This window comes from Paraburkholderia fungorum, from assembly GCF_902833645.1.
GTDB classification, from domain to species: Bacteria; Pseudomonadota; Gammaproteobacteria; order Burkholderiales; family Burkholderiaceae; genus Paraburkholderia; species Paraburkholderia fungorum.
The window spans coordinates 244,808-264,646 of sequence record NZ_CADFGE010000014.1; the positions used below are offsets into that span (position 1 = coordinate 244,808).

Below are 19,839 nucleotides of genomic sequence, written 5' to 3' on the forward strand. Positions count from 1 at the left end.
TAAAGCCCGCGTCGCGCGCATGGCAGGCGATGGCCGCCGTGGCACATCACAGTCAGTGATGGCTGATGATGGGGGTGCGGTCTTCGGGCGCCGGCGTCTCCTGCGCGGGAGACGTCGGCGGCATTGCGCTCGCCAGTTCGGATTCGCGCATCGCAACCGAGGCGAGATTCTGTGCTTCCTTGCTGCTCGAATCGAGCAGCAGCGCGTTAGCGGCGTTGTGCCAGGCGCATCCCCACCGTGCGATATAGCCGCAGCCGCGCGCCAGGCTCAGCAGCGCGTCGCGTTGCTGCTCACGTTGGACGAGCGTGGTGCGAATGCTCAGCGCGTCGCGATTGTCCGGCTGTGCGGCGATGGCCGCCGCGAGCCTCGCCTTGGTCGCGGCCAGATTGTTTTGCTGCAGATTGGCGCGGGCGGCTCTGAGCTGCCTCGAGACATCCACGCGAGGCTTGTCCGGCGGGCTGCCGGGATTGTGCTTCGCAGCCGGCGATGCGACCGCCACGACACGACGTGCAGCCGGCGCTGCTGTAGCTGCAGCCGTAGCCGGTTGCGCACCAGGTGGGGAACGGACAGGCGCGGCGCGCGCAGCGAGTGCGGCCGATGCCGGCTGCTGCGCGGCGGACCGCGGCGCGGACCGCTGGGCGAGAACAAGCGCTCCGGCCGGCGGCTTGCCGTTCTGGCCGGTCACTTTGCCGGATACCGCGATTGGGGGACTGATTTCCCCGTCGTTGGTGTGAATGAAACCCAGATACACAGCGGACGTCACCACCATCAATGACGCGCCCATCACAAGAGGGCGGCGCAGTTTCTGGGCGACCGGTACGGCAACTTGCGATTCTTCGGCGACATCGTACGGATTGACCAGTGCGCGCGAGGAAGTCCGCCAGATCTTGCGTACCGGCAACTGTGGCCCGAACAGCGCGTCGCTATCGGCCAGCTGCATTTTAAGGGGAGCTGGCGTCGCGGAGGGCCTGCCCAGCGAGTCGAGCGGACGCGCATTGCACGAAGGACAGGGCGTAAAGCGGTCGGCTAGCAGCGCACCGCAGTGCCTGCATCGGGGGGAATCGTGCTCATCGGAGGTAATGTCGCTAAGCATTGCCATGTCGAAAACGGGCGCCAAATGCCAGCGCCGGCATCAAAAAAGTACACCGTACGGCAACGAGGCCTGCTGGCGGACTCGCGGGGTTACTGTGCGACGACATACCCTCGCGCCTGCATGCATGCGCTATACACGGCCCAATACCGGGTCATCGGCGGCTCGGGCGCGGGCAGCGGCGGCAGCTTCACGCTGGACGCCGCTGCGCTCTCCGAAGCGCCGCCGGCTACTGTTTCCGAAGCGCCGTTGCCTGCGACCGCCGCCGAAGCCGCCGCGGTGGTTGCCGCTGCCGATGCCGCAGTGGTTGCCGTTGCCGCTGCCGACGCGGCGGGTGCGCTCGCGGACTTCATCGCTGCGGCGTTGTTTGCGGTGGTCGCCGTGGCTCCGCTTGCGGCCGGTGCGGCGGCAGGCATGCTGGCGCCAAACGGGGCTGCCGAAAAGCTGCTGGGAGGAATAGGGGGCCGCGACGGCGCGCCGGTCGACGAAGTCCTGGTCGCAACAGGTTGACGCGGTGGCAACTGCGATTCGTGGGCGATGTTGACCTTGGACTCTCTGTTCGCCTGGGCATAACACATCGCCGTGTCGACGCTGCGCTGGTAGGCGCTTTGGCTTCGGATTGGATAGGTGAGCGGCTGCCATGCGAAAGCAGCACTGCTAAACACCCAGATTAACAACGCTATATATGTTTTGAATTCCATCGCAGTCGCTCCCGCAGCGATGTTTCGCCGTTCGCCGGCAATGGCGCTTCGCGGTACGTTCTCGTAGGTGCTGACTCTGTCGCTGAACGGCGGCGCACTGCCGCGAAGGCTTCTTGCTTCAGCGTAACACCGCGCATTGCTTTCGGAGTGCTTCGCATAGCGCGTGAAAACGCCATCCTGCAGTCGAATCACGACATCCCGAACCAAAGCGGCGAGAAATAGTGCAGAGGGCCAGGGGAAATACCTGGTTTTCCGGTTCATAGGCTACCTAACGATTTGTGATGAAACGCCAGAGCGCCGTGCACTCGGCATCGGAGACCTGATAGTGAGGCATCGACTTGCGCAGCACGACGCCGGCCGGATCGACCCCCTCCTTGAGCGCGTGGCAGAAGCTCGCGAGGTCGTAATGGCTGGGCGGGCCGCCTCGCCGGCTTGTCGCGTCAAGCAGATAGTCGCGCGTCAGCGGTGGCGCGAAGGCTCCCGCCGGATCGGTTTGGGCATGGCAGTTGATGCATCGGGTTGTCGAGGCGGGCAGCGTGCGATCGTCGCCGCGCAGTTGCGCCGCGAGCGCATGCTGCCCATTGAAGATCGCGCATCCCAGGTCGTCGGCCTCGCACGGCTCAGCGGCATGAGCCACCTGGGTTGCGTTGACAAGCAACGCCGCCGCGGCCAGTACGAGGCCGATCGACACGCGTGCCGCCGGGCGTCGGGACGGCGACGCCATTACTGGATCTGCAGCGTGCGCGACACGCTCGGCACACCGTTCGCGTTCAACGCGAAGAGCATGTAGTACCCTGGCACCACGACACTCGGATCCGAGGGGATGGTCAACAGGTATTCGCCTCCCGTGCCGACTGTGAAACTTACCGGCACGCGGCGCTGCTCGTTGTTGATCGAATGGGTGACGGACGACAGGCGCATCAGCGCGAATGCCTTGACGCCGCTACTGGCGCTCACCGCGATCGACGTACCGAGTTGAGCCACGGTCGGCGCCGAACTGATGGTCGGCCGGGTTGCCGCGGACCCGTTCGCGTTGAGCAGATACGGCGGGGTCAGTATTTCGACGTTGGGGTGGTTGGTCGAACAGGTGCCGCAGAGTCCGCCACCGCCGCTTAGCACGCGACCATCCGGCAGCAGCAGCGCAACGCTGTGATAAACGCGCGGCACGGCTTGCGGAGCAAGCGGCGAGAAGGTTTGTTTAGTCGGGTCCCACAACTCCGGCGTCAACACCGCGGTGTCGTCCGAGAAAGGTTGCGCGAAGGTCTGGCCGCCCACCACGACGACCTGTCCATTCGGCAGCACGACACTGTTGTTGAAGGCGCGCTGATAGTTCATCGAGCGGATCGCGGTGGTGACCGCGGTGCCGCTGCTGATATCGATGAGCGTCGCGTTCGACGTGGCGGGGGAGGAGTCGTAGCTTGGCGCACCGCCGACCGCGAGGATCTTGCCGATGTCATACATGACGGCGTTGCCGTTCATCGCATCGTTGTCGTTGCCCCGATTGCCGGCCTGGATCACGCTGCCGGCGCCCGCCGTATCGAACCAGTGCATCGCCTTGCTCGGCCCCGCGTGGAAGACACGGCCATTGGAGACCGCGAACAACCACGCGTGATTGTCGGCACGGAATATGCCGCCCGCGTCGTTCGTGAGGATGTAGTCGTCGAGTATCGCGCTATTGACTTGCCATCCCGAGCCCGACGTCCATGTTTCGCCGGTCTTGCCGCCCAATGGGCCATTCCATGAGCCACCCACCAGGAACACGCCGCCGTTGCTCAACGTGACGCTGCCCTGGTAGGCACGCGGAATGTTCATCGGGTTGCCTGAAGTCCACGCATGGGTCGAAGGCGTGTAGAAACTGGTCAAGTCGCTGCTGGAGCCGCCTGTCACATAGATGCGGCCGTCCGGCAGATTGACGATGCCCGGGCAGAACATGTCGTGGCCGGTGTTGGTGACCACCACCTGTTTGCTGGTGTTCGTGGCGGGATTGAAAATCGCCGTGTATGTTTTGCCCGGCGTGACTTCACCCGCTGTGAAATTCAACGGACTGTCGGCGGACCAGACCAGCACGGTCCCGTCGGGCAGATTGGCGGCCGCTACGGGAATAATTGGCAGCGTGATCGGCGCGGTCCACTTGGAAATCAGTGCCGCGCGAGGCAGGCCGTTGACCTGCCAGGTTTGCAACGCACTGCCGTTGCACACCTGCTGCAGGACCTGGGCCCCCTGGTTGGTCTGGCTCGCCGCGGCGAGGCACATGCCGCTGTGCACCGCGACGATCGCGTAACCGCTGCCCTGCGCCTTCAACGTGAAGCTTTGGTTCGTGCCGCCATTGCAGGTCCACTGAATGACCGGGGCGCCCGCGGCCTTGCTGGCGCCCGACACGTCCATGCACAGATTGCTGTTCTGATTAAGCAGGGTGTACTGACTTCCCGAAGCCGATGGCAGCCAGCTCTGGTTGGCGCCGCCATTGCAGGTCCAGGTAAGGACCGCGGCGCCCGGCGTTAGCGACTGCGAGTCGACGTCCGCGCAAAAGCTCGAACCCGTCAGTGCGATCGAGGCTGACGTTTGCGCCTGGGCGAGTCCGGATAGTGTCGCGAAGGCCGACGCCAACGCGATCAGCAACAGGGCCTTCACGCCGCTGTTGAGCGACCGGATGATGGTTCTTGCGGAAAGAATGCGTGCCATGGCCTCGGTATCCTTGAACGTCGGACTACACTCGTCCCAGCGCGTTGAGCACATCGCAGATTTCGTCTGCACGCGGAAGGTCGGCACTACGCCAGCGCAACTTTGCGCTCGCATCGAAGCAGTAAATCTGGGTTGCGTGATCGGCGATGTTCCCGAGTGGCAAGCGGCTGCCCGAGAGCGCCGTGCGTATCCGGTCGACATCGCCCAATGTCGGCGTTGCCGCATTCCAGGCGGGGCCCGCCTGAAAACGCATCAACCATTCATGCAGGGCGGCGGGCGAATCGGAAAGCGGATCGATGCCGATCGACAGCAATTGAACCGGATGATTTGCGCGGATATGCGGCAGCCGGTCCTGCACCGCAGTGAACAGTGCGCCTTGCAGCGGGCATACCGAACTGCAACCGGTGTAGATCGTCTGCAGTGCGGTCACGTGCTGACTCAGCAAGTCGTTCAAACGTTGCTTCCTGCCGGTCTGGTCGATCAACCACGCATCGTCGAGTTGAACGGGCGGATTGACGACGCCCATCTGCACATGTTGCGCGTATAAGCGAGGCGACATCGCGGCCAGCGCGGCCGATGCCATGCCGCGCAGCACGGCGCGTCGAGTCAGGGTTCGACCCGACGTGTGTTCGATGGAATGGGGGCGCGTGTTCATTTTATTTGTTGAATCAAGCCCTGGCTGCAGTCTCTGCGAATGTCTGACGAAGGGAGACGCTGTGCCGCTCACACGTTACCGCTGCAGGTGAGTGCAATCTCCTGGAACCCACTAAAAAAAGATAGCTGATGGCGGCGTGCGCGGGGTGGCGAATTACATGCGTTTGTGCGCCCGGTCACACTTATTTTGGTGCGAGCGCCTGGGTGAAAAATGTCTCGCACAACGCGGCAACTCGCTGGCGTGCCGCGGGATTCAACACTTCGTGGTCCATGTTCGGAATCACCATCGCGCTGGCGTGCGCCAGCTTGTTGAGCCGGCGTCCGCCACGGCCGAAGTGCAGGCGTAGTTCGTCAAGGCCGTGGTCCAGCGGACTGAAGAGTAGCCGCACCCGGACGCCGCGCTTGTCGAGATCCATCATGCGCCGCCGGGCGCGCGAGCCCTTGTTCACCGCGCTGCCGTTCGCGTCGCCGGTCAATGATGCGACGGCATTCACGACCGTGTCGATGGCATAGCGGGACAGCGTTCGCAGCACCGGCCGCAAGCTGACCTCGCCGCGTAGAACCTGCGACCATTTTTGCGCGCGCAGCATGGCGCGGAAATGGGCGCGCGTTGATCCGGCGCCGATCTTTGCGGCGTCGCACATTCTGAAGCCGACCGGAAATTCGAAACCCTGGAGATTGACCAGCAGGAGGGCTGCGACGGCCGGGTTTTTCGTGGCTGCATGAAGCCCCAAATAGGCACCTGAACAGATCCCGAAGACGGCGACGCGCGGATGCCCTCGGTCGACGGCCCAGTCGACCGCCAGCGACGTATCGGCGGCGAGCTGGTCGTAACTGAGCAAGGACGGGTTCGCAACTGTCCCCGCACCGCGGCTATCGCCAATGCCGTCTGCATCGAGTCGCAGCGATGCGATGCCCGCTTGTGCCAGCGAACGGGCGAGTTCAACGTTAAACCGGCCGTCGCCGACATGATGCGTTGCCGCAGTGTTGGCGATGACAACTAGCGGTGAGCGTTCCGAACGGCCGGCCGGTTCGCACAGCATGGCGAATATGCGCCCATCGGCAAGCTCGACCGGCGTCTCGACAATGCCGTCCAGACCGACCGCTCGCCGCGAAGGTTTTAAGGACGCCACTGCGTCGAATGAAGCGGGCTGAAACGGCGCGGGCAAGCGTGCTCCTTCGCGGACGAACCATGCTTCGACCGAACTCAATGTTGCGCGAGGCAGCACGGCCAGCCATGAGGGCTGCATCGCCTCAGGGTATTCGGGAAACGGCAGGGAATCGACCTTTGCGCCAAGCTTGCTGTACAGGTTCGCCAGCTCGTAACTGGGACCCTGACTGCCGGCGTGAACGATCAACAGGTTGCTCGCGGGCACCGCTGTAACCCGGCGCAAATCGTATTTGCCGACGGCTTCGATGGCGGCGCGGCTGAAGCGATGCCCCAGCACATCGAATGCGTCGGCAGGCTCGGTATAGCTGGCCACGTGGCGGGCCGTCTTGTCGAGCCACGTGCGCTGCAGCACATCCATTTCTCGCACGAACTGCCGTCCAACCACGACGGGTGCGATGAGCGCCACCGTATCGACGCGTGCCGCGCGCGCAGCCTGCGCGGCAACCATCGCGCCAAAGCGGACCCCGACCAGCGCGACGCGTTCGATGCCCGTTGTTCGTCGAAGGAAATCCACGGCTTCGATCGCTTCGTCTACCCATTTGTCCGGTTCGACGAGCTTGCCGGTATCGACGGAGTCGCCGGTGCCGGCGTAGTCGAATCTGAGTACTGCAAATCCCTGGTCCGCGAGACGGTCGGCGAGCGAGCGGATGGTTTGATGCAGCCATAAAGCTTCATGGCCGAGGGGGCCACAGAGCACGATCCCTAATTGCCTGGTTTTGTCAGGCCGTGACACTGGCTCGTAAAGCCAACCGAAATGTCCGCCGAAATCGACAGGATGCATTTTGAAGTCCACTTTATTCGTCTCTCTATCCTTGCGGCGAGTCACGGCATTCGCCGCGGAGGTCTTTTCCAATGCTTCGCCGTGCTTTGGTTTTAAGACTTGGAATTTGCCGTTATTACGCGATATCGGAGTGGGTGTTGTCGGTGCGTTTGCGCACGTAGCCGGCGGAGGGCGAAATGAAAGCCGTCATTAAGCCTTCGAACGGATAGCGGACCCTATGTGCGATTTTTAGTTATGCGCTGTACATCATTCGATGCGCAGAATATTTTTGGTTTCGTTGAACGGTGGCGCCGCGGATTCGCTTCTTGAACTACGGTGAAAACATTCTCTATTTCAACACGATGAGCGATGCGCTCCGCTGAGTTGTGCCCATTGCCGCAGGGTTCGATGAATCATGGGCGGAAGAGCGTCTCTATCTCCGCAACGGCGGTTGCTGTGCCGTTTTCCCGCGCCATTCGTTTTCCCCGCGCAGAGGCGCGTGGCATGATCTCTGCACGCTGCGCAAAGCTGATTGCCTGCTTGAGCTTGTCGCGCTCCAGCTTGCGCGTCGATACTGAGTCGCCCGCTACGCCGAGGCGTTTCATTTGATGCGCCCAGAAGAACTGGTCCCCTGCGAAAGGCGATACGACCGATCGCCCTCCTGCGCGGCAGTGCCGTTGCCGCCATGATGGATAACGAGCTAGGTCCGCGAAAACAGCCATTGATGGGGCGTCTCTTCGATGATGAAGAAATTGTCGGGCAGCGTCATATCGTTGGGCGTGCCGGGCCACCCTGGATACAGAAGCACGCGGAGCCCTTGCGCAGCGTCTATGAAGGCATTCAGCACCGCTTTCCCGTCGAATCCGACCGTGCTGCCGAATCCCGATTACGTAGGCGTGTCGCCTTCGGTGCCTTAGGTCGACGCGAGGAGTTTCATCTGGATTCCTATTTTTCTTCGTTCGGCAGGCGGGCGCTGCTTTGCAGGAAGACATTGGTCGCAAAGGCGAATTCGCGGCGCAGTTCCAGGTCCGGCAGGGCCAGCCAATGCATCAGCGCGCCCGGATAGAGGTGATGAAAGAGCGCGGCAAGATGCGCAGCACCGAGGTCGGCGCGGATTTCCCCGGCTGGTTGGCTATTGCGGATCATCGAAAGCGAAATGTGATTGAAAAATATCGCCGACCAATACTAAAGAACACTACGCTTCGGCCGTTATTCATCGTACGAATGCCGTAAACTGCACAGCCGCGTGCGCTGAGCGAATCCACCAAACGAAACCGCAACCTACGGTTTTGGGAAAGCGGGAGTGATCAGCAGCGCACGGGGAAGCAGCGCGGGACACGGTAAGACGATGGGAAGATTCCGGTCGAAACACCATGTCTTCGCCGGCGTACACCATCATTTCCCTGAAACGCCGCCCATATGAAAAAAATCTTCACGCTTTCCCTCCTGCTTGGCGCACTGCCAGCATTCGCGGCAGCACCAAAATGCCAGACACAAACTTTCGGTCAGCACACCTCGAGAATATGTATCACTGAGGTGCCGTTCCAGCACGACTACTACACGCTATCGGTCGACAACGCCGTGATTCTTTCGGCGCCCGACGACTACATCGAAAACGTCTCGCTCACTCACACCATTCCCGAGGACGCAGGCGTCGAATTCCCGCTGTCGAACCAAGGCGCACCGACTGTGACCATTCAGGGCGGCTGTTTGCCTGTCAGTGAAAAGCAGACCGCGGGATCGAAAACAGTCAGCGTCGAGGTAGCTCGCGTCTGTTCGTTCAAGTGGGGTAATGAACAGATCGTCAAGGACCTCCGCTTCAGCTTCGAATGAAGTACGCGCGAATCCATTCGCCAGGCGACGTCGTGAGGCGATAGTCCCCGCACTCGCGGCGATGGATGCATTCGGTGCTGCGCACGATCCAATGATCCACACCAAAGCAAAAAACTAGAAAACGCCACGCTATGAAAAAACTTCTCTTCACCGCACTGTTTTTCTCAACAACCTCTGCCTTCGCCGCCAGTCAGGTTTTACTGGAAACCCCAGTCACCTACGCACCGGACGCTAGCGTCGTCGATCAGATCAAGAACGAATGCCACATTGAAGACATGCTGACACGCCATGTTGGCGACGCACTTCGCCGCATCAACAAGACGGGCGACGGCACCATCGCGTCGCAAACCGACGCGGGCGGCGCGAAGATTCTCAGATTGCAGATCACTCACGTATTGGGCGTCGGCGGCGGCGCATGGAGCGGCCCCAAGGCTACGACGGTGAGTGCGGATCTGCTTGAGGACGGCAAGGTCATCCGTCACACGAAGATTAACCGCTGGTCGGTGGGCGGCATGTGGGGTGCGTTCAAGGGAAGCTGTTCGATTCTCGATCGCACGACCATTGTGATCAGCAAGGATCTGAGCCGTTGGGTGCGCGACCCGTCCTTTGAGATCAAGGAAGAAGCGCCGCCGAAGGATGCCTCGGCTTCCGAGCCGACGGCTCAAACCGATCCGGCGAGTGCCGCGAAGGCCGAGTAAGCGGGCGTCGGTCAGTGAGCGCAAATTGCGTCGAGCGACGTACGTCGCGAGTGTCCTTGCAGGTGCAACAGGCGCTCGTGGGCTCACTGGCCAGATAGTTTCTCCACGTTAGAAAAGAAAGTCATGAAGTCCAGAATAACTATCGCTTGCGCATTTGCTCTTCTCGCAGGCTGTACCTCCGTCGGCCATCCGTATCCCTTTCCAAAAGACTCGGAGCCCGCCGCGGACCTCCGCATTCAGGGCGCTGGAGTCTATCTCCTGACATTGAATGAAAAGGGCTGCTACACGGGAAAAACATCTGTCGACGGCAGCCCGGGCGCAGTGCCGGTGAAAGTCGTGCCGGGCAGTCCGCTTGTGATCTCTTACGAGCAGAACGCCTGTATGATGCCCGCGACCTTTACGCCGCAGAAAGATGCGCACTATTTGCTGATCGCCGAGGAAGGGGCCAAACCGTCCGACCCGAGTAGCTCGTTCGTCGGATTGCTTGTGCATGCACCGCAGCGGCAATGCGCCGTCGGCGTCTTTGAACTTGATGGCGAAGGGCAACCGCTCAAGCCTGTTAGGGTGACCGCGGTGAGACCCCGTCAGACAGGACTGACGTGCATTAAATTTCGGTAGGCTGGCGAGCTGCCGCCCCTGGATGGGTCCGTAGTCGAGTCTGAATGCGGGATGAATAGTCTGGAGGTGCCGAGGCGCTTTGGTCTTCCAGACACCGGTGCGCTATCCGTTCGCGGCCTGCCGCGAGGGCTGACGTCTGCAGGGCTCGGTGCAGTACTTGGAAGCCCCCCATCAGGAACCGTCCTGACAATCTCGCGGTATTCACCCGACAGCTGGTACATGCGAACCGCGCGCAGTCGGCGTCCCATCGACTCGGGGTTTTCCCTGGAGCAAAGGTAAATCGCCAGCACCTTCCCCGGCACAAGCCATCAGACAGAGCGCGCCGCTATGCTGCCCGCGCGGCCCCGCGAATCAACTCGCTTTCTGTCAACCCATTGTTTTGGCAGCAGATTCCCCCGCCGTGATGTTGATCCGGACGCAACGCGCGAGGTCAAACGGCAGCGAACAAAATTCGACCTTAAACGAATCTCGACAATCGCAGCATCGATCTCCACATCCCTTCTTGAATTTGTCACCACCCGTCCATATAATTAGCACTCGCTGCACGAGAGTGCTAACAACATCGCCGGTTGGCTTAGCCAGCCGGGTTTTCTCAGCGTTCTTCAGTCTCAATCAAGAGAGGAGTATGTATGAACCTTCGTCCTTTGCATGATCGCGTGATCGTCAAACGTCTGGATCAAGAAACCAAGACTGCGTCGGGCATCGTGATCCCCGAAGCCGCAGCGGAAAAGCCGGATCAAGGCGAAATCCTGGCAGTCGGCCCGGGCAAGCGTGACGATAAGGGTGCACAAATCGCACTCGACGTGAAGGTTGGTGACCGCGTCCTGTTCGGCAAGTACGCAGGCCAGACCGTTAAGGTCGACGGCAGCGAACTGCTCGTGATGCGCGAAGAAGACATCATGGCCGTGGTGCAGAAGTAAGCGAGTAACTCGCTACTTACCCGGTTATATCCCAAGAATTCAAGGAGTTAGAAGATGGCAGCTAAAGACGTCGTATTCGGTGATTCCGCCCGTGCCAAGATGGTTGAAGGCGTGAACATCCTCGCGAACGCTGTGAAGGTCACGCTGGGCCCGAAGGGTCGCAACGTTGTCCTGGAACGCAGCTTCGGCGGCCCGACGGTCACGAAGGATGGTGTTTCGGTCGCGAAAGAAATCGAACTGAAAGACAAGCTCCAGAACATGGGCGCGCAAATGGTCAAGGAAGTTGCTTCCAAGACCAGCGACAACGCAGGTGACGGCACCACGACCGCAACGGTCCTGGCTCAGTCGATCGTCCGCGAAGGCATGAAATACGTTGCATCGGGCATGAACCCGATGGACCTGAAGCGTGGTATCGACAAGGCTGTGACGGCCGCGATCGAAGAACTGCGCAAGATCAGCAAGCCGTGCACGACCAACAAGGAAATCGCTCAAGTTGGCGCGATTTCGGCAAACAGCGACTCGTCGATCGGCGACCGTATCGCTGAAGCAATGGACAAGGTCGGCAAGGAAGGCGTCATCACGGTTGAAGACGGCAAGTCGCTGCAAGACGAGCTGGACGTTGTCGAAGGTATGCAATTCGACCGCGGCTACCTGTCGCCGTACTTCATCAACAACCCGGACAAGCAAGTTGCTGTTCTGGACAACCCGTTCGTGCTGCTGCACGACAAGAAGGTCTCGAACATTCGTGACCTCCTCCCGGTTCTGGAACAAGTCGCCAAGGCTGGCCGTCCGCTGCTGATCATCGCAGAAGACGTCGAAGGCGAAGCACTGGCAACGCTGGTGGTGAACAACATTCGCGGCATCCTGAAGACTGTTGCTGTCAAGGCTCCGGGCTTCGGCGATCGTCGTAAGGCCATGCTGGAAGACATCGCGATCCTGACGGGCGGTCAAGTTATCGCTGAAGAAACCGGCCTGACGCTCGAAAAGGCAACGCTGGCCGAACTGGGTCAAGCGAAGCGTATCGAAGTGGGCAAGGAAAACACGACGATCATCGACGGCGCTGGCGAAGCAGCAAACATCGAAGCGCGTGTGAAGCAAGTTCGCACGCAAATCGAAGAAGCTACGTCGGACTACGACCGTGAAAAGCTGCAAGAACGCGTTGCCAAGCTGGCAGGCGGCGTTGCAGTGATCAAGGTCGGCGCTGCGACCGAAGTCGAAATGAAGGAAAAGAAGGCACGTGTCGAAGACGCACTGCACGCAACGCGCGCAGCTGTGGAAGAAGGCATCGTGGCTGGCGGCGGCGTCGCACTGATCCGCGCTCGCACGGCAATCGCTGGCCTGAAGGGCGCGAATGCTGATCAAGACGCAGGTATCAAGATCGTTCTGCGCGCAATGGAAGAACCGCTGCGCCAGATCGTCACGAACGGCGGCGAAGAAGCCAGCGTCGTGGTGGCAGCAGTTGCAGCAGGCAAGGGCAACTACGGCTACAACGCAGCAACCGGCGAGTACGTCGACCTGGTTGACGCAGGTGTCGTGGACCCGACGAAGGTTACGCGTACGGCGCTGCAAAACGCAGCTTCGGTCGCTGGCCTGCTGTTGACCACCGACGCAGCTGTTTGCGAACTGCCGAAGGAAGATGCTCCGATGCCCGGCGGTATGCCCGGCGGCATGGGCGGCATGGGCATGGACATGTAATTTCGGTTGGGCCTCTCTCATGAGAGGTCCAGTTCGAAACACATGGGGAAGTGCGTCGCGAGGCGTGCTTCTCAAAAGCAAAAACCCGCAGAAATGCGGGTTTTTGCTTTTGGGGCGAACGGTGAACTGCTCTGAGGAGCGCTCAATATTCCTTGCGCGCTGCGCAGCAGGGATCCGTCAGGCAGTTGTCGTGCAAGTAGGCGAACAGTTTTCCCACGCTTTCGGCCGGCGTCAGCGTTGTGGTGTCTATCTTCAGTTCAGGATCGCTCGGGACTTCATAGGGGGCAGATACCCCGGTGAATGACGGAATCTCGCCATTCCAGGCTTTGGCATAAAGACCTTTTGGATCCCGGCGGGCGCAAGCGTCGACAGAGGCCGACAGGTAGGTTTCGATGAAATTGCCGGGCCCGATGATTTCGCGCGCCATTGACCGGTCTTCGCGAATCGGCGAGATCAGAGCCGTAATGACGATCAAGCCCGCGTCGTTCATCAATTGCGCCACGTGCGCCACCCGGCGAATATTTTCCCGCCGGTCTTTGCTGTCGAAGCCAAGATCGCTTGCCAAGCCGTGGCGGACATTGTCGCCGTCGAGAACATAGCACGCGTGGCCTAGCGCTGCGAGCTGCTGCTCGAGTTCGAAAGCGATGGTTGATTTGCCCGCCCCGGACAATCCCGTCAGCCAGATCGTAACCGGCTTGTGGCGGAACATTTGCATCCTGTCGCGGCTGGTAACTTCGCCGTGGCTGCGTTGCAGGAAGGCGCGGGAGTCGTCAGGAGCACCGGCTGGTAAGGGAATGGGTGTCGGCGACGACATAGAGCTATATGACAGAATTACGAATCGAAAGTCTAACCTGATGATAAAACGTTCGTTGTAACGTTTGATTACAAGTTTGAAAGTGGGTTTGCGCCCGAAAGGGCGGCCAGAGGATTGTTCAAAAAGAAAAAAACCCGCAGAAATGCGGGTTTTTCATGGGTGCTGCCAGGTTATGGCTGTAATGCTCGCCATGCGCTTGCCGCTCATGCCTCGCGTCGAATATTAATGACGTGCCTCACCCGGCGCCGCGTCTTTACCCGCTGCCGGCGGTGTATCGTCGTCGCTGCTGCGGGCCCAGAAGAAGCGATCCGGCATATACGCGCCCATTCCCGGCCGAAATGCGCTGCGCACTGCCTGATACAGGTACTCCTGTGCTTCGCGCACGGCTTCGGCCGGTTCCTGACCGTTGGCCAGCAGGGCAGCAATCGCGGAACCGAGCGTGTCCGTGATGCCCATGATCCTGTGACTGCCGCGGTCCCACATGTCCTGGCGCAGTTGGCCGTCTTCGCTGAACAGCGTATTGACGAGCCGGTGCGTGCCGGTTTCCGTCGACAGAATGTATTCACAACCTTGTGACAGCAAATGCGAGATCGCTGCGTCGAGGCTCGGCGCCTCGGCGTCGCCGTCCGGTTGGGCGAGCGCGAGCAGCGTGGCCGAATCGGCGACCAGCAAGGTGGTTTGCGGTGCGAGCAGGTCGGCAATCGCTTCGCGCAGTTCGTCGGCGGCGAGCACGTGTTCGTCGTCGAGCGTGAAGTCGGGGGCAAGGATCAGCGGGATGTCGTCGTAATCGGCGACCACTTCGGCAATCGCGCTCACCACTTCCGCACGCGTGCATGCGCCGACCTTGAACGCGGCGATCGGCATATCTTCGAGCAGCATCCGGGCCTGGGTCGCGACTACTTCAGGGTCGAGCCCGGTGACTTCGTCGCAGCTTGCCGAGTCGCGCACGGTATAGCCGGTGAGTACGGAGACGCCATGGCAACCCATGCTGGCAAGCGTCATCAGGTCGGCTTGCAGGCCGGAGCCGCCGGTGGGATCGGAAAGGCCGAAGGTGAGGACGATCGGAGGCGTATCGCTGGGCATGAAAATTTGCAAAAAGGGGCTGTATTTAGGCGCAGACGGTGCGCAATCGGCTCAATTATGCGGCCTAAACTGTCATGAAGGCGTTTTTTCGCATTCTTCGATGTCCTGCTGCAAGCCGGCAGCCGCTATCTGGCGAACAGACGGCAAATCCAGGCGCAGGGACGAATCGATCGTGCAGTGGCACTACGCCGCAAGCGTGCCACGTAGCGACCCGCCCGGCATCGCCGAAGGCCGTCGCACGCTGCGATTTGCGCGTTTCTGATTGCTAGGCATTGGGGCGGCAACACGGTACCATCATGGCTCCCGTTTCCACGGACTCTACGACGCGACACAAGAATGGAATATCAAAGCTGGATGTGCCTGATTTGCGGCTGGATTTACGACGAAGAAGCCGGTTTGCCGGACGAAGGCATTGCGCCGGGCACTCGTTGGGAGGACGTTCCCATCAACTGGACCTGTCCGGAATGCGGAGCGCGCAAGGAAGACTTCGAGATGGTCCAGATCTGAGATCCGAGAGGGTAAACGGCGGTGCCCGGCGTTGTCTGACTGGGCGCCAGTCGTGCGTCTGCCGCGCAGCGCTTTGCAGACGGCGCCGCCCGGATCGAACGAGATTCGTGCGTTCGGAACGCCGCCCCAACGCGTCGATGCGGAACGTCCCCGGTTGCACCGTGTCGCAGCGGTAGTCTGTCATTGTTCTGTCGCCAGTTCGCGCGTTAGCCGATCAGTCTCTCGTGCAGCGCCGGGCGGCGGCCCGTCAGCTTCCTGTCGCTAGCCCATGACTCTTCGATCCGCTGCACCTGATTCCTTCGATGCCTTGCCCAATCCGCGCGGCGGCGCTGTCCGTTCCGCAGAGCTGGCGCTGGCCGAGGCGCTGCTGGCGTTCGAGCAACACAGCGAGAGCACCTCGGCGTTATTGCGTGCGTCGCACGCGTTGCGCGAGGCAGGCTGGCTGAGCGCGCAGCGCTTCGCGGACGCGCTGGTGCGGCTTTCGCCTTTGGCCGACGAGGGGAGTCCGGCGAACCCGGCTGACGCGGACAACGCGCGGTCCGTGTTCGGTGCGGCGTTGCGCGATTTCCGCGCGGCGCTCGAGCGTCACAATCTGCACGAGCTGTCCTGTTCGCCCACTCTGTTCAGGCACTATCGCGCGCTCTGCACCCATCTGTCGGAGCACACGCCGGGTTCAACCGCCGCGTTCGAAGACCTCGCGCTGACCTCACGTCCGATACCGCCGGTGTCGCTGCACGCCCAGCCCGCTGATCAACTGGCTCATTTGCGGGCGCGCTACGAGCGCGCGCTGCTGCCCGTGTTGCGCGCGCAGCCCGACAACAGCGGCGCCGCGCTGGCGTTCACCAATGCCGCGCTCGACGAACTGGACGCAGTCCTGTCCGAACTCGCCGGCCCGGATTCCTACGATTTCTGGCGTCTCGCCAAAGCGTGCGCGAAGGCGCTGCGCGTCAGCGGCCGTGCTGCCGGAGAAGCCGACGCGCGGCGCTTCTATGCGCGCTGCAATCTCACGCTGGCCGATCACGCGCGCGGCATCGAGCGTGCGCCGCGTTCGCTGGTGCGCGCGACGCTGGCGCTGCTGTGGCGCGACTACGCGCTATTCGGCGCTGCAGCGGAAGATGCCGATCAGGTCGAAGTGCTGCACGACTACGGCCTGACGGTCGATTGGCACGTCGCCGGTACGCAGGCTTCCGAAATGCTCTGGGAGGCGGGCGCCGTGCAGGCGCAAGCAATCAGCGCGACTCGCAGTTCGCTGACGCGCGAACTGGGTGTGCTGACCGTCAACGCGCACGCTTACGAAGATTTCCTGCAGACGGCGGATGCGTCGATTTCGGCGCTGACCGAACACGCCCGCGCGGCCGATCAGCCCGAGAAAGCCGATCCGAGCGAAGCGCTGCAGGCGGGCGATGCCGCCTACCGGCTCGGCGCTGCCGCATGCGCGCTGGGCTTGGGCCACGTGGCGCTAGTAGCCGACGCGCTCGGGCTGGCGTGGCGCCGCCGCGCGCATGCCGGCGTTTCCACGCCGGCGGTGCGCTCGCACGTCATCGTCGGAGCGCCTGCGGCGAGCACGCTCGAGCAGGCTGCCGAGGCGTTGCGCGCGATGTTGCACAAAGTCGCCGCCGGCGTCGCGCCGACCGGCAGCAACACCGCGCTGGCCGCGTTGACGCGCGCGATCGAGCAGGGCGGCGCCTGAGCGGCCGCGCAATTGGCGCAATCGGCGCAATTGGCAACCTGTCCCGCGCGCCGGCAGACACCCTCAGCCGGCCGCCGCGGGGAGCAAGGTTCGGACCCGGCGGCGCGCGCCCCGCGTGTCGCAAAACACCGCTAACGCACCGTGGACAAGGCCTGCGTGCGTGATAGAGTGCAACTTGATTCGCCGTCGATGGCTCGCGGCGCTCTTCATCGCGCATGTTGCGCTCCAGCGCCCAAAGCCAGCCATCCTGCATCGTCTTTGCTAAAATTCGAACTATGTCCAAGAGTACCGATCGCATCAATCTGACCAACCAGTTCCTGATCGCCATGCCGAGCATGGCCGATCCCACGTTTTCAGGAACGGTGGTCTACCTTTGCGATCACAGTGAGCGCGGTGCGCTCGGCCTCGTGATCAACCGGCCGACCGATATCGATCTTGAAGCGCTCTTCAGTCGCATCGATCTCAAGCTCGAGATCGAACCCCTTCTTCATGTGCCCGTGTATTTCGGTGGCCCGGTGCAAACCGAGCGTGGCTTCGTGCTGCACGATCCGAAAGACGGCAATGCGTATACGTCATCCATGTCGGTACCGGGCGGCCTTGAAATGACCACCTCGAAAGACGTGCTCGAAGCCGTCGCGAGCGGTACCGGTCCGGAACGCTTCCTGCTCACGCTCGGTCATGCCGGCTGGGCCGCGGGTCAACTCGAGGAAGAGATTTCCAAGAACGGCTGGCTCACGGTTGAAGCCGACCCGAAAATCGTTTTCGACGTGCCCGCCGAACAACGCCTGGAAGCCGCGCTCGCGCTGCTCGGTATTTCGCTGTCGATGCTGTCGGGCGAAGCAGGTCACGCATGAAAGGTAACGTATGAGTCCGCCGGCCGGACGTGAGGCGACGCTGCTTGCGTTCGACTATGGTGAAAAGCGGATCGGCGTGGCGGTGGGCAACTCGCTCACCCGCAGCGCACGGGCGCTCGTGATCGTGCAGAACCGCAGCCGCGAATACCGTTTCGAGGCGATCGGCAAGCTGATTGCCGAGTGGAAGCCGGACGCGCTGGTGGTCGGCTTGCCGATGCACCCGGACGGCACGCCGCACGAAATGACCCAACTCGCGAAGCGCTTCGGCAATCAACTGAATGGCCGCTTCAATCTGCCGGTAACGTGGATCGACGAGCGCTATTCGTCAGTCGAAGCGAAGGCGGTAATTCGCGCCGGCAACGGCCGCGCCGACATGCTGGACGCCGAAGCCGCCAGCATTATTCTCCAGCAATATCTAGACGGACTTTCCGACGATCATGAGTTCCATTGACGCCGAAGCGCTGTACAGCGCTTTGCTCGAGCAGATTCGTGCTGCCTATGGCGACAGGCTCGGCGCCGGCCAAGACAGTGCGGAAGGCGCCGTGCTGGCCGGTATTTACAGTGGCGGCGCGTGGCTCGCCGAGCGTCTCGCGCGCGACCTGCACGTGCCCAGCTTCGGCGTAGTGAATGTCGCGCTGCATCGTGACGATTACGCGAAAAAAGGCTTGCACTCGCAGGCGAGCCCGACCTCATTGCCGTTTTCCGTGGACAAGCGCCGCATCGTGCTGGTGGACGACGTGCTATACACCGGCCGCACGATTCGCGCGGCACTGAACGAACTGTACGACTACGGCCGGCCGGCATCGGTCGAACTGGCGGTGCTGGCGGATCGCGGCGGACGCGAGTTGCCGGTGGCGGCCCGCTTCGTCGGCGGGGTGGTGCAAGTGCCCGCCGAGACGACGCTCGTGCTGAGCCGCGAAGAGGGCGGCGCGCACGGCAATCAGCGTTTCACCTTTCACACCGAAGCCCGCGTCGATTGAACGCGGCTTTGCGCATCGAGCCGCATTGAGCCGCATTGAGCAATAAGCAGGTACACCATGAACACCGCCACCCAGGCCTCCCAGGATTCAGCCGACGGCGCCACCGAGCGCTTCCGTTACGGCTTTCTGAAGGGCAATCCGCAGCTCACGAAAAACGGCGAGCTCAAACATCTGTTGTCGATCGAAGGCTTGCCGAAGGCGATCGTCAATCACATTCTCGATACCGCCGACCAGTTCGTCAGCGTGACCGATCGCGAAGTGAAGAAAGTGCCGCTGTTGCGCGGCAAATCGGTATTCAATCTGTTCTTCGAGAACTCGACGCGCACACGCACGACCTTCGAAATCGCCGCGACGCGTTTATCCGCGGACGTGCTGAATCTGAACATCAATGCTTCGTCGACGAGCAAAGGCGAGTCGCTGCTCGATACGATCAATAACCTCTCGGCGATGCATGCCGATATGTTCGTCGTGCGTCATGCGTCGAGCGGCGCACCGTATCTGATCGCGCAGCACTGCGCGCCGCACGTGCATGTGATCAACGCCGGCGACGGCCGTCACGCACACCCGACCCAGGGTCTGCTCGACATGTACACGATCCGCCACTACAAGAAGGATTTCACGAATCTGCGCGTGGCGATTGTCGGCGACATTCTGCATTCGCGGGTCGCGCGTTCGGACATTCATGCACTGACCACGCTCGGCGTGCCGGAAGTGCGCGCAATCGGTCCGCGCACGCTGTTGCCGGGTGGCCTGGAGCAGATGGGCGTGCGCGTCTTCCATAACCTCGACGAAGGCCTGAAAGACGTCGACGTGATCATCATGCTGCGTCTGCAAAACGAGCGAATGAGCGGCGCGCTGCTGCCGTCGGCACAGGAGTACTTCAAGAGCTGGGGGTTGACGCCGGAGCGCCTTGCGCTTGCCAAACCCGACGCGATCGTGATGCACCCGGGTCCGATGAACCGCGGCGTCGAAATCGATTCGCAGGTGGCCGACGGCCCGCAATCGGTGATCCTGAACCAGGTGACGTTCGGTATCGCGGTGCGCATGGCGGTGATGGGCATTGTCGCCGGCAACCACGACTAAAAAATA

21 protein-coding genes are annotated in these 19,839 nt (G+C 61.7%); 11 read left to right on the forward strand and 10 right to left on the reverse strand.

Translation table 11 applies throughout. The features are described 5' to 3' along the window. Positions 1 to 52 precede the first annotated feature (52 nt). From HWX91_RS33670 to HWX91_RS33705, 8 genes are all read right to left on the reverse strand, one after another. The gene (locus HWX91_RS33670) at positions 53 to 940 is read right to left on the reverse strand and encodes a hypothetical protein (RefSeq protein WP_244144173.1); all 888 of its coding nucleotides are present in this window, start codon (positions 938 to 940) and stop codon (positions 53 to 55) included. Between the two features lie 242 nt (positions 941 to 1,182). Further along, complete coding sequence (locus HWX91_RS41000) at positions 1,183 to 1,791, reverse strand: hypothetical protein (RefSeq protein WP_081833231.1); 609 nt, start codon at positions 1,789 to 1,791, stop codon at positions 1,183 to 1,185. Between the two features lie 268 nt (positions 1,792 to 2,059). Then, the gene (locus HWX91_RS33680) at positions 2,060 to 2,515 is read right to left on the reverse strand and encodes a hypothetical protein (protein ID WP_028199870.1); all 456 of its coding nucleotides are present in this window, start codon (positions 2,513 to 2,515) and stop codon (positions 2,060 to 2,062) included. Continuing rightward, positions 2,515 to 4,473: an RICIN domain-containing protein gene (locus HWX91_RS33685; protein ID WP_042276858.1), complete on the reverse strand. Its 1,959-nt coding sequence runs from the start codon at positions 4,471 to 4,473 to the stop codon at positions 2,515 to 2,517. Before HWX91_RS33685 ends, HWX91_RS33680 begins: the two co-directional genes overlap by 1 nt. Positions 4,474 to 4,498: 25 nt before the next feature. Next, a complete protein-coding gene (locus HWX91_RS33690; protein ID WP_028199868.1) occupies positions 4,499 to 5,128 on the reverse strand; it encodes an SCO family protein in 630 nt (209 codons plus the stop codon). 181 nt (positions 5,129 to 5,309) lie between these two features. Continuing rightward, positions 5,310 to 6,995, reverse strand: a complete 1,686-nt coding sequence (locus tag HWX91_RS33695) for an alpha/beta fold hydrolase (protein ID WP_162181310.1) — start codon at positions 6,993 to 6,995, stop codon at positions 5,310 to 5,312. Between the two features lie 476 nt (positions 6,996 to 7,471). Beyond that, complete coding sequence (locus HWX91_RS33700; protein ID WP_028199867.1) at positions 7,472 to 7,663, reverse strand: hypothetical protein; 192 nt, start codon at positions 7,661 to 7,663, stop codon at positions 7,472 to 7,474. Positions 7,664 to 8,003: 340 nt separating this feature from the next. Continuing rightward, a complete protein-coding gene (locus HWX91_RS33705; RefSeq protein ID WP_028199866.1) occupies positions 8,004 to 8,204 on the reverse strand; it encodes a hypothetical protein in 201 nt (66 codons plus the stop codon). Positions 8,205 to 8,477: 273 nt separating this feature from the next. On the opposite strand from HWX91_RS33705, the gene HWX91_RS33710 reads away from it, so the two are divergent. From HWX91_RS33710 to groL, 5 genes are all read left to right on the forward strand, one after another. Beyond that, positions 8,478 to 8,891 (forward strand): hypothetical protein, encoded by a 414-nt coding sequence (locus tag HWX91_RS33710; protein WP_025496748.1) that lies wholly within the window; start codon positions 8,478 to 8,480, stop codon positions 8,889 to 8,891. 131 nt (positions 8,892 to 9,022) lie between these two features. Then, a complete protein-coding gene (locus tag HWX91_RS33715) occupies positions 9,023 to 9,589 on the forward strand; it encodes a hypothetical protein (RefSeq protein ID WP_028199865.1) in 567 nt (188 codons plus the stop codon). A gap of 123 nt (positions 9,590 to 9,712) precedes the next feature. After that, positions 9,713 to 10,207: a hypothetical protein gene (locus HWX91_RS33720; RefSeq protein ID WP_127837961.1), complete on the forward strand. Its 495-nt coding sequence runs from the start codon at positions 9,713 to 9,715 to the stop codon at positions 10,205 to 10,207. A gap of 629 nt (positions 10,208 to 10,836) precedes the next feature. Further along, a complete protein-coding gene (gene groES, locus HWX91_RS33725; protein WP_025496518.1) occupies positions 10,837 to 11,127 on the forward strand; it encodes a co-chaperone GroES in 291 nt (96 codons plus the stop codon). A gap of 54 nt (positions 11,128 to 11,181) precedes the next feature. Beyond that, positions 11,182 to 12,822, forward strand: coding sequence for a chaperonin GroEL (gene groL / locus HWX91_RS33730; protein ID WP_025496517.1), 1,641 nt, complete (start codon positions 11,182 to 11,184; stop codon positions 12,820 to 12,822). Positions 12,823 to 12,964: 142 nt separating this feature from the next. Here the strand turns inward: groL and cysC are convergent, their stop codons facing one another. Then, positions 12,965 to 13,636, reverse strand: a complete 672-nt coding sequence (cysC, locus tag HWX91_RS33735) for an adenylyl-sulfate kinase (protein WP_042276854.1) — start codon at positions 13,634 to 13,636, stop codon at positions 12,965 to 12,967. 222 nt (positions 13,637 to 13,858) lie between these two features. Continuing rightward, a complete protein-coding gene (locus HWX91_RS33740; RefSeq protein WP_025496515.1) occupies positions 13,859 to 14,719 on the reverse strand; it encodes a hydroxymethylpyrimidine/phosphomethylpyrimidine kinase in 861 nt (286 codons plus the stop codon). A 336-nt stretch (positions 14,720 to 15,055) separates the two neighbouring features. Between HWX91_RS33740 and HWX91_RS33745 the strand changes: the two genes are divergently transcribed. The 6 genes from HWX91_RS33745 (at position 15,056) to HWX91_RS33770 (ending at position 19,833) form a co-directional block, all read left to right on the forward strand. Beyond that, complete coding sequence (locus HWX91_RS33745; RefSeq protein WP_006047743.1) at positions 15,056 to 15,226, forward strand: rubredoxin; 171 nt, start codon at positions 15,056 to 15,058, stop codon at positions 15,224 to 15,226. Between the two features lie 268 nt (positions 15,227 to 15,494). After that, a complete protein-coding gene (locus tag HWX91_RS33750) occupies positions 15,495 to 16,916 on the forward strand; it encodes a FimL-related protein (RefSeq protein ID WP_028199862.1) in 1,422 nt (473 codons plus the stop codon). Positions 16,917 to 17,191: 275 nt separating this feature from the next. Continuing rightward, positions 17,192 to 17,770, forward strand: a complete 579-nt coding sequence (locus HWX91_RS33755; RefSeq protein WP_025496512.1) for a YqgE/AlgH family protein — start codon at positions 17,192 to 17,194, stop codon at positions 17,768 to 17,770. 10 nt (positions 17,771 to 17,780) lie between these two features. Next, positions 17,781 to 18,221 (forward strand): Holliday junction resolvase RuvX, encoded by a 441-nt coding sequence (gene ruvX, locus HWX91_RS33760; protein WP_028199861.1) that lies wholly within the window; start codon positions 17,781 to 17,783, stop codon positions 18,219 to 18,221. Next, entirely contained in the window at positions 18,208 to 18,750 is a 543-nt protein-coding gene (pyrR, locus tag HWX91_RS33765) for a bifunctional pyr operon transcriptional regulator/uracil phosphoribosyltransferase PyrR (protein WP_028199860.1), read from the forward strand. Before ruvX ends, pyrR begins: the two co-directional genes overlap by 14 nt. Positions 18,751 to 18,807: 57 nt before the next feature. Beyond that, positions 18,808 to 19,833 carry an aspartate carbamoyltransferase catalytic subunit gene (locus HWX91_RS33770; protein ID WP_028199859.1) on the forward strand — a complete coding sequence of 342 codons (1,026 nt, stop codon included), beginning with the start codon at positions 18,808 to 18,810 and terminating at the stop codon, positions 19,831 to 19,833. Positions 19,834 to 19,839: the final 6 nt, after the last annotated feature.